The 6,347-nt window shown below is 47.3% G+C and carries 5 protein-coding genes; 4 read left to right on the plus strand and 1 reads right to left on the minus strand.

The genetic code is table 11. The features are described 5' to 3' along the window. Both RMO27_RS21840 and RMO27_RS21845 read left to right on the plus strand, forming a co-directional pair. On the plus strand, positions 1-903 hold a 903-nt coding region (locus tag RMO27_RS21840), incomplete at its 5' end, for a DUF697 domain-containing protein (protein ID WP_309736559.1). Positions 904-1,100: 197 nt separating this feature from the next. Next, positions 1,101-1,553 (plus strand): SRPBCC family protein, encoded by a 453-nt coding sequence (locus RMO27_RS21845; RefSeq protein ID WP_309736561.1) that lies wholly within the window; start codon positions 1,101-1,103, stop codon positions 1,551-1,553. An 8-nt stretch (positions 1,554-1,561) separates the two neighbouring features. On the opposite strand, the gene RMO27_RS21850 is transcribed toward RMO27_RS21845, so the two are convergent. After that, positions 1,562-2,845 carry a hypothetical protein gene (locus RMO27_RS21850; protein ID WP_309736562.1) on the minus strand — a complete coding sequence of 428 codons (1,284 nt, stop codon included), beginning with the start codon at positions 2,843-2,845 and terminating at the stop codon, positions 1,562-1,564. 326 nt (positions 2,846-3,171) lie between these two features. Here RMO27_RS21850 and RMO27_RS21855 point away from each other — a divergent pair, with 326 nt between their 5' ends. Further along, on the plus strand, positions 3,172-3,942 hold the full coding sequence (locus RMO27_RS21855) for an alpha/beta hydrolase (protein ID WP_309736563.1): 771 nt from the start codon (positions 3,172-3,174) through the stop codon (positions 3,940-3,942). 214 nt (positions 3,943-4,156) lie between these two features. After that, positions 4,157-5,794 carry a UDP-N-acetylmuramoyl-tripeptide--D-alanyl-D-alanine ligase gene (locus RMO27_RS21860; protein ID WP_309736565.1) on the plus strand — a complete coding sequence of 546 codons (1,638 nt, stop codon included), beginning with the start codon at positions 4,157-4,159 and terminating at the stop codon, positions 5,792-5,794. Positions 5,795-6,347: the final 553 nt, after the last annotated feature.

Below are 6,347 nucleotides of genomic sequence, written 5' to 3' on the forward strand. Positions count from 1 at the left end.
ATTGCTGGCGATATTACCGAACTCGAACTCAAAACCCTGTCACAGTTAAGAACTGCTGGTAAACCGATGTTACTAGTATTTAACAAAGTCGATCAGTTTCCGGATGCCGATAAGCTGGCCATTTATGCCAAAATCCGCGACGAGCGTGTCAAAGAAATTCTCAGTCCCGACGAGATTATCATGGTGGCTGCTGCGCCCCAGGTGCTGCGAGCAGATCGCCGGGAAGATGGGACGATGGGCGTCAGTTATCATTCTGGGGTACCGGAAATCGCCGCACTGAAGTGGCGAATCGTGGAAATCCTCCAGCGGGAGGGCAAATCTCTGGCTGCCCTCAATGCGATGCTAGCAGCCGATCGCATCCAGAAACAATTAATCGATCGCAAGATGGATCGTCGCGATGAAGCTGCTAACGATCTGATCTGGCAATTTGTGATGTCTAAAGCGATCGCGATTGCCCTCAACCCCTTTACAGCAGCGGATATCATTGGTGGTGCGGCGATCGATATCGCGATGATTATCCGCTTATCACAATTTTACGGGATGTCGATGACCAGATCGGGTGCGCTGAAACTCCTGCAGAGCATTGCGATGGCGATGGGTGGTTTGACAGTTAGTGAAGTGGCAGCAAAATTGGGATTGAGCGGTATCAAAGGCTTGCTGGCGATCTTCGCACCCGCAACCGGGGGCATGAGTATCGCGCCCTACACTGCGGTGGCTCTGACTCAGGCTAGTATTGCTGGAGTATCCACCTATGCAATCGGCCAAGTTACCAAAACTTACTTAGCTAATGGTGCCTCGTGGGGTGATGGTAGCCCCAAATCTGTCATCGATCGAATTCTTGTTACTATTGATAAACACTCGATCGTCGATCGGATCAAACAAGAATTAGGTACTAGGCTTTAGGTTTTAGGCTTTGGGCTTTAGGCTTTAGAATTTAGGTTTTAGGGTTTAGGGTTTAGGGTTTAGACATTGGGACGCAAGCGTCCTTTTTACTCCCCGCTCCCCGCTCCCCACTCCCTGTCTTGACTGAAACACATGCGGAGGGAACCTCCGCGTGATTTCAGTCGCAACTCCCCGCTCCCAACCCCCAACTCCCTTCAATGCCGATTTTTGAACAATCAATTCAGATTAAAGCCAGCGCGACAGCGGTAGATAAATGTATCACGGAATTAGACTTGATGCAGCGATGGCTCAATCCGATCCTCAAGTGCGAACCGATAGGGACTTGGACGACTAGTATCGGCAGTAAAAGTAAATTTACGATCCAGATTCCAGTGATCAAACCGACATTGAAAAATGTGGTAATCGCCCGCGAACCTGGCTTAATTGTTTGGAAATTCGATGGATTTTTCCAAGGTAAAGATCGGTGGGAATGCGAACCCAACGAGCGCGGTACCCGACTGATCAATCAATTTGAATTTAATATTCCTAACCGGACGATCGCTTGGGGATTCGATCGATTTGCGGCAAAATGGACGAAAGCTGATATGGAAGCTCAATTAAGACGGTTGAAGCGGGTAGCAGAAGAATTGCATCAAAGTTTTGCAGATTGATAAAGCAATTATTCACCGATCGATTGCAAGAAATTCAGTGCCGAAGCATCGACTTTACCAAAGTGGATGGCTCCAGCGACGTTCCAATTTTCGAGAGATTTTACCAGCCAGGGGACACCTTTACACTGGGACGATTCATAGTGATTGAACAAAATTGACAATCGGCTTTCGAGTAGTGGTTTAACCTTTTGACAGATCAAAACGACTTTGAGTAATAATCCAGTAGTAAACACCGATCCTAAATTATTAATCATATCCATGAACACAAAATGCTGGGGATTGCTCGGACTTTCGATCACCAAATGATTGAGGACATGAGTGCAAACTCTCAGCAACCCGATTTCATCGAGACGTTGATAATCACGATCGGGTGAAATACTATAGATGGCTTTGTATAAGCGATCGTTGAAACTACGCTTACCATAACTGGGGTTGACTCCAGACACAATATAATCGAATAGATCGCCTTTAAATGTTTTGACGATCGGTTGCATCTCTAGATGAGAGACAAATCCCCGCGACAAATCCTGATAGGTTGCATCGCCTTCGGCTTTACCAGCAAAGTGACCGAAGGCCATCCCCAATTCTTTAGTAGATAATAAAGTCGGATTTACCACCGTAGGTAAATTATCCGCAGCCTCCCGACCCAATTGAGCTTTGATCCGCGATCGTCTGACTTGATAGGTGAGATAGTGCGATAGATTTATTTCTTGTTCGCGGCGGAGATCTCGCTGCACCCGCTTGATGGTTTCGACATTTTCAAAAGTGCGTTCTTCAGATACGAGTGAATGCTCGTACAAATAGGGATAGCGATTAATTAATGTCCCTAATGGTCGCTCGGCGATCGTATTTTTAGTGCTGATATCGCCATTGAGGACAAAGTTTAAACGTTTGAGTTTGGGATAGTCATCACTCTGGAGATAAATATGTAGCAATTGGCGCAACCGCCGCACGACTCGTGAGTACGTCATGCGCACATCATGGAGATGTTCGAGCATTCCCACTAGAGTCGCCACGGGAACGTGTCCACCAGGCTGCATTTGCCAATAGTTGACGATAATATAGCAACAACGGTTGATAATTAAGGGAAAGCTTTGCTCGGCAGTTCTTTCAAATGCTAATGATTCGATCGTTGCCAAAATCCGGCTGTCACTGTAGTTGACACCCTCGATAAATAATGTCCGAAATCTTTCTAAGACTTTTGATGGTGTCTCAGTTCTGACGACATGGATAAAATGTTCGTAGATAATTTGCTCGACGCCACTCCCAACTTTTTTCCCAACCGCAAACATAGTTAGCCTCCGTAGCTATTACTGAATAGATAATTACCGCCAGTCGTTTTGCTGCGGAGAGGCTAATCTAACTAGATCGAACTCTTCGATCTGCGAATAGTAGTAAGCTGCAACGATAAACATGAGATTAAAATCTAGGTAAGAATATAGAATTAAAATTCAGACTTGTACCCTATCGTACCCAGAGATTTAGATCGTTACTGTGAGATCGATCGCTCCTATCGTACCCATATTTAGCTGTGAATCTGTCATCTTTGCGGAGATTGGGCTTTATGTCGGTACCGATCGATGATAGTTTAAGCTGAGGAACAGGCAAAAGTGGTGCAATGACTCAAGTGGAATTAAATAGTATTCAACTCGGTAACAACGGTCATCCCCTGGTAATGCTCCACGGTTGGGGTCAAAATCTCCAATCCTTACAACCGATGGGAGAATTGCTCGCAACTCGATCGCAGGTGCATATTCTCGATCTACCTGGCTTTGGGAAGTCGTCACCGCCGCCGGAAGATTGGGATACGGCTCAGTATGCCGATCGGATTTACGAGTATTTAGCAGCACAGAATATTCCCCAAGCAGATATCCTCGGACATTCGGTAGGTGGCAGAATTTGTATTCGCCTAGCTGCCAAATACCCCCAAAAAGTGCGATCGATGACATTAATCAACGCCGCTGGATTGAAGCGTCAGCGCACCTTACAGCAGTCGCTCCGCAGTCAATGGATCGCCACCATGCGGAATACCTTCAAACTCTCGCCACTCTATCGCGACGAATTACTCACCTGGCACAGTCAAACATATGGCTCGCGCGACTACCTAAATGCTGGCGCACTCAAAGGCACTTTTATTAAAGTCGTTAACGAAGATCTCACCGAACTTGCTAACCAAATTTCCTTACCAGTCCTGCTCCTGTGGGGCGAAGCCGACACCGAAACTCCCGTCGAAATGGGACATCGCTACCACAGTCTATTCGCCAATTCAGAACTAATTACCATCCCCAATCGCGATCACTTTATGTTTCAAGCCGAAGGTGCTCACTTGTGCTCCTATTATGTAGATAAGTTTCTAGATCGGTTGTCTATCAAAGAGTTGTCAAGATGATAACGCTCATTCTATTCACGCTGATTCCCATTGTCGCGATCGTCCTTATCGCCGTATTCAATTCCAACGATCGGTAAATAAGGTGTTCGGTTTCTTCAGATCGCTACCCTGCCAAATGGGATACCTGTAATATCTCGATCTCTGACAGCTACCTTTAGGGCAAATGCGGTTTGTTTCTAAATCTCTAATCTAACTAGTCCCCAAGTCCTCCACCATGTTGACTATCATCTGCCTCACGATTATCTCGGCTGCCACAATCCTCTTTTTCACCCGAAGGGGATTGCGATATCTGCGCTATTTCCAGCAGGAAGAATATAACGGAGCGCGATTTAAAGATTGGTTGCTCGAAAAACGCACTTTCGATACTAAAGGCACCTACGTCGCCATCATTGCCACCGTAGCGAGCAAATTTGGGACTGGGGGACGGATGACAGATTGCTTGATAGTTTGTGTCATGGCCGCAGCTACCTTGGTCTTCATCGGTTTTAAGGAAGAAGATCCGCGCCAGGTGGGTAAAATTAAGCTGAAGATGACCGATCGAGCGACGGCGATTTACAATCTCGCGTTGGGTTTGTATGCGATCGCGACCGTTCTAACTATCTCTGGTACCTATTTCTTGGGAGCTGGCGACAGCATTTATATTTACTGGCTCGTAGCATTGGTTTTAATCCAGTCTACCCCTGTCTGGCTGGCGATCGCCAATGCGATCCTGTGGCCGAACGAACTCAAAAAACAACAGGCTTTCTTACAAGAAGCCAAAGATATCCTCGCCGACTATCAGCCGTATACAATCGGCATTACGGGCAGTTATGGCAAAACTAGTACCAAAGCGATCTTAGGCAGTATTCTCGAAGCGATCGAGCCGACATTTTGGACGCCAGGCAGTATCAATACCGAAATGGGCATCACTCGTCAGATCCGCGAAAATCTCAAACCGCAACAAGAACTCGCCATCATCGAAATGGGTGCGTATCAAATCGGTTCGATCGCCAAATTATGTCGCTTTACGCCGCCGAATGCCGGATTAGTGACGGCAGTTGGCGTGATGCACCTCGAACGCTTCGGCGGTGCGGAAAATATTTACAAAGCCAAATGCGAACTGCCTCAAGCCATCCCCGCTGATGGCTTACTAGTCTGTAATGGCGACAATCCCGGCGCGCGTAAAATGGCGATCGAATATCCCAAAGCAACTACCCTGCTGTACGGCTTAGAGCCTGAACTCGGCCACCTCGACTGCTGGATGTCAGAGATCGAAGCCAGCATGGATGGCACCACCTTTATCATCCACTGGCAAGGCAAAGAATATCCTGGCTTCACCAAGCTACTAGGTGCGCCGATGCTCTCCAACCTCGTCGGCTCTTTTACAATGGCTTGCGCGCTGGGCAAAGATCCCGATTATGTGATTGCAGCTATCTACAATATCGAACCTGCCAATAGCCGCCTCAACTTACGCAAAAATGGCGATGGCTTCATTCTCGATGACTCCTACAACTCTAACCCGATCGGCTTTGCCTCCGCGTTAGAAGTCCTCGAAGTTCTCGAAGGTGGGCGTAAAATCTTGATGACGCCAGGGATGGTGGAACTCGGAGACATTCAAGCGGCCGAAAATCGGCAAGTCGCCCTCAAAGCAGCCTCTATCTGCGATCTAGCGATCGTCGTTGGCGATACTAATAAAGAAGCTCTCAAAGCTGGACTGCTCGAAGGTGGTTTGGCTCCCGATAAGTTGATGGAATTTCCCAATCGCGATCTCGCCCTCGCCTATCTAACTAGTCCCGAACACCGTCAAGCAAAGGATATGATTTTGATCGAAAACGATCTGCCTGACTTGTATGAAGCGATTTCGGGGTTTTAGCGATCGACCAACACCGAAGCGTCATTTGATGAATACCTGACGAGCTAATATTCGAGCAAAGGTTTAATTTTAAAGGCACTGCAATTAATTATGGCGGTGTTTTTTGTTAGCTATCGATCTAGATGACGGTAGAATCAAGATGTTGTCGTAACGATTCCTAGGACAAAGATTTGCTGATTCTAGTTGAGTGGCAGAGATCTAACCCACCCCGCCCGTTGGGCACCCCTGTCTTGTCGTTTTTTTATTCTGGGGTTCCCCCATAATAAAAACGCCGCTCCGAGGAGGGGATTTTCTTTAGTCATTTCCTTTGGGAACGACTGGGGGTAAACCTGCCTAAAATCCAATCTGGCAAAAATTCATATCTATATAGTAACCATTAAAAATCCCCTCCCTGGTGGGGTGCCCAACGGGCGGGGTGGGTCAAATCTCCGCATCCACCCTAACAAACGTCGATCGCCTCTAGCCCCATCTCCTTCCTCAATGTCCACAGATCGACACTTGCCAATTGATCTCGATCGACATGCGACTACACCTGTCGATCCGCGCGTCTTAG

Origin of the sequence: Chamaesiphon sp. OTE_75_metabat_556 (assembly GCF_031378165.1) — a bacterium.
Classification (GTDB): domain Bacteria; phylum Cyanobacteriota; class Cyanobacteriia; order Cyanobacteriales; family Chamaesiphonaceae; genus Chamaesiphon.

Bases quoted from the DNA above. Each gene is read 5' to 3' on its own strand.
- RMO27_RS21845 (WP_309736561.1), top strand. From the start codon at position 1,101: ATGCCGATTTTTGAACAATCAATTCAGATTAAAGCCAGCGCGACAGCG.
- RMO27_RS21850 (WP_309736562.1), bottom strand. From the start codon at position 2,845: ATGTTTGCGGTTGGGAAAAAAGTTGGGAGTGGCGTCGAGCAAATTATC.
- RMO27_RS21855 (WP_309736563.1), top strand. From the start codon at position 3,172: ATGACTCAAGTGGAATTAAATAGTATTCAACTCGGTAACAACGGTCAT.
- RMO27_RS21860 (WP_309736565.1), top strand. From the start codon at position 4,157: ATGTTGACTATCATCTGCCTCACGATTATCTCGGCTGCCACAATCCTC.